At 69.9% G+C, this 3274-nt stretch carries 2 protein-coding genes; both read left to right on the forward strand.

What is annotated here, in order from left to right; translation table 11 throughout:
* The first annotated feature begins 459 nt into the window (after positions 1–459).
* Positions 460–2118: an electron-transfer flavoprotein:ubiquinone oxidoreductase gene (locus VLK66_RS10350; protein WP_325309330.1), complete on the forward strand. Its 1659-nt coding sequence runs from the start codon at positions 460–462 to the stop codon at positions 2116–2118.
* A gap of 333 nt (positions 2119–2451) precedes the next feature.
* Entirely contained in the window at positions 2452–3078 is a 627-nt protein-coding gene (locus VLK66_RS10355; RefSeq protein ID WP_325309331.1) for a class I SAM-dependent methyltransferase, read from the forward strand.
* The last annotated feature ends 196 nt before the right edge of the window (positions 3079–3274 follow it).

A 3274-nucleotide genomic window follows, 5' to 3' on the forward strand; every position in this document is an offset into this window, starting at 1 on the left:
GCGGCCCGCAGTGCGGCGGTGCCATTGAATCGCAGTGGGGCAGAAAGACGCACAACTGCCCCTGAGGCGGGTTTTGCCCTCCTCCAGGCCCTTGACACCGGCGCGTGCTCATAGAAGGGATGCGCGCCCGGAGGGCCGGGAACGCGGCGGCCCGCCTCGCCGGAACGCCCGTCCACGGGGATGCCGGGCGGGCCGCCGCGGGCCCGGCGCGGTTGGCAACGGTCGTATCGTTGCCTACCGCGCGCGCAGCCCGGTTTGGCGCCTCGGCGCCAAACACGCCCGAAGCCCGTCGTACCGTGGTGAGACAGCGCGAGAGCGGGATGTGCGAAAGTGCGAGGGTGCGAAAGTGCGAGCGTGGGCGCTCCGGCTTTGCGGCGTCCGCGCGCGTTCCGTATCTTCCGCGCCGTTCCTGAGCCCGATCGATCGAACCGCATCCGAACCGCGTCGGAGAACGACACGATGGCTGACCGCATCCTACCCGTCGTCCACCAGCCCGCGCTGCCGCGCGAGCGCCTGATCCTGGCCGAGGCACCCGACGCCGAGGCGCTGGAGATGGACGTGGTGATCGTGGGCGCCGGGCCCGCCGGGCTGGCGTGCGCCATCGAGCTGGCGCGGCTGGCGAAGAAGGATGGCGAGGCGGGGGGCGATCTGGGCGGGCTGCAGATCGCCATCCTGGACAAGGCGGCCACGCTGGGCGAGCACAACCTCTCCGGCGCGGTGGTGAACCCGCGTGCCTTCCGGGAGCTGTTCCCGGAGATGAAGGACACCGACTTTCCCTTCCGCGGCGAGGTGCGCAGGGAGCAGGTGCTGCTGCTGCGCGAGAACGGCCAGATCCGCCTGCCCACGCCCCCGCCGATGAAGAACCACGGCAACTACATCGCCTCGATCTGCGAGATCGTGCGGTGGCTGGGGACGAAGGCCGAGGAGCTGGAGATCAACGTCCTTCCCGGCTTCCCGGTCGATGCGCTGCTGGTCGACGGGCAGAAGGTGATCGGCTGCCGCACCACGCCCTCGGGGCTGAAGCGCGACGGCACTCCGGGCGCGGGCGCCGAGCCGCCGACCGACCTGACCGCGCGCGTCACCGTGCTGGCCGAGGGGACGCGCGGGCCGCTGGGGCAGGCGTACCGCGAGTGGCAGGGAATCGGGTCGGAGAACCCGCAGATCTTCGCGCTGGGGGTGAAGGAGCTGTGGGAGACGAAGGTGCCGTTCGAGGGGATCGTGCACACGCTGGGGTGGCCGCTTCCGCGCGATGCCTTCGGGGGGAGCTTCATGTACGCGCTGGAGCCGAACCTGGTCGCCCTCGGCCTCGTCGTCGGCCTCGACTACAAGTCGAGCACGCTGGACGTGCACCAGCTCTTCCAGCGGATGAAGCTGCACCCGTTCTTCCGGAAGTACCTGGAGGGCGGCGAGATGGTGGAGTGGGGGGCCAAGACGATCCCCGAGGGCGGCTTCTACGCCCTGCCGCAGCGCCGCACCGGCGACGGGGTGGTGATGGTGGGCGACACCGCCGGCTTCGTGGACGTGCCGTCGCTGAAGGGGATCCACTACGCCATGCAGAGCGGGATCTACGCCGCGCGCGCCATCTTCGACGGGCTGAAGGCGGGCGACGTGTCGCAGACGGGGCTGGCCGCGTACGACCGCTCGGTGGACCAGAGCTACATCCGCGAGGATCTGTACCGCACGCGCAACATGCGGCTGGCGTTCAAGAGCGGCTTCTTCGTGGGCGGCTTCAAGGCGGGGCTGATGACGATCACCGGCGGCAAGGTCCCCGGCGGGAAGATCAGCATGCACGCCGACGCCGAGGCCGAGCGCACGGTGGCGCCGGAGCAGCCGTTCGTTCCCGACAACCGGCTGACGTTCAGCAAGGTGGACGCGGTGTTCAAGAGCGGGAACCAGACGCGCGACGACATCCCCAGCCACCTGATCGTGGGGAAAGACGTGAGCGGCGAGGTGGCCGACTTCTACTCGCACGTCTGCCCGGCCGGCGTCTACGAGCGCCAGGGCGACCGCCTGGTGGTGAACGCGCCCAACTGCATCGACTGCAAGGCCACGGACGTCGTCGGCCCGCGGTGGACGCCGCGCGAGGGCGGAAGCGGCCCGGCGTACAAGCGGATGTGAGGTACGGCGGAAGTGCGTGAGGTGCGGGAGTGCGGAAGTGCGTTGGGTCGTCGCGGCCCGGCGCACTTCGCGTTTCGGAGATGATCCGCAAGAGAAAGAGGAGACGTCATCCTGAGGCCGCCCACACCGCAAGCGCAGCATGCACAAGCTTTTGCAGGCCGAAGGATCTATAGCCGGCCGAGCACGTCAGCCGCGGATCCGCGCCGAAACTTCCCCCCCATTCCTACGCATTCGTGAAAGATGCGAGTGAACTCGCGGCTACAACGGCACACAGTCCGCCTTCGCGCCGCCTTCGCGGACTTCGATGAGACGCGGCCGCGCGGCGGGTTCGCGATGACATCGTCCGTGCGCAGCGAGTATGCGGCGCTGGCGGCGCGGTACGACCGGCGGTGGGCGGCGTACAACGCCGGGAGCATGGCGCTGCTGCGACCGTTCGTCGCGGGGGCGGAGCCGGGCGACGTCCTCGACCTGGCGTGCGGGACGGCGAACCTGGCGCCGCGGCTGGCGGAGTGGGGCGCGCGTGCCGGCCGCTACGTGGGCGCGGACCTGGCGCCGGAGATGCTGCTCGCGGCGCGGCCGAAGCTCGCGGCGGTACCCTTCCCCGCCGCGCTGGCGACGGCCGACGCGGCGGCGCTGCCGTTCCGCGATGCGGCGTTCGGCACGGTGGTCTCCGCGTCCGCGCTGCACGACTGGGCGGAGCCGGAGGTCGTGCTCGCGGAGGTGCATCGGGTGCTGCGCGGCGGCGGGCGGTTCATCCTGCTCGACTGGTGCCGCGACGCGCTGCGGATGAAGGCGCTCGACCTGGCGCTCCGCATCTCCAGAAATCCCTTTCACCGCATGTACTCGAGCGAGGAAGCGGCGGGGCTGCTGCGCGGCGCGGGCTTCCGCGTCGTCCGCCAGAACCGCGCGGCGATCGGCTTTCCGTGGGAGCTGATGGTGTTCGATGCGGTCGCGGAGTGATCCGGGTCGCGAGGAAGCATCGCCGCATCTCCCATGATGACGTGCAAGACCGGCGATAGATCCTTGATAGCAATCTTTTTCGTTGACATCAGGAAAGAGGCACCAGTTGGAAGCTGGCTTTCCGCGCGTTGCTCCAGACGCGCTCGAAGTCGTCGGGGTTGAGGCGCTTCGAGTGACGCAGCCGCAGGAGATGGTC

The organism is Longimicrobium sp., assembly GCF_035474595.1.
Taxonomy (GTDB): domain Bacteria; phylum Gemmatimonadota; class Gemmatimonadetes; order Longimicrobiales; family Longimicrobiaceae; genus Longimicrobium.

What these genes read in the sequence shown, in the direction of transcription:
- VLK66_RS10355 (WP_325309331.1), top strand. Translation starts at nt 2,452, where the DNA reads ATGACATCGTCCGTGCGCAGCGAGTATGCGGCGCTGGCGGCGCGGTAC.
- VLK66_RS10350 (WP_325309330.1), top strand. Translation starts at nt 460, where the DNA reads ATGGCTGACCGCATCCTACCCGTCGTCCACCAGCCCGCGCTGCCGCGC.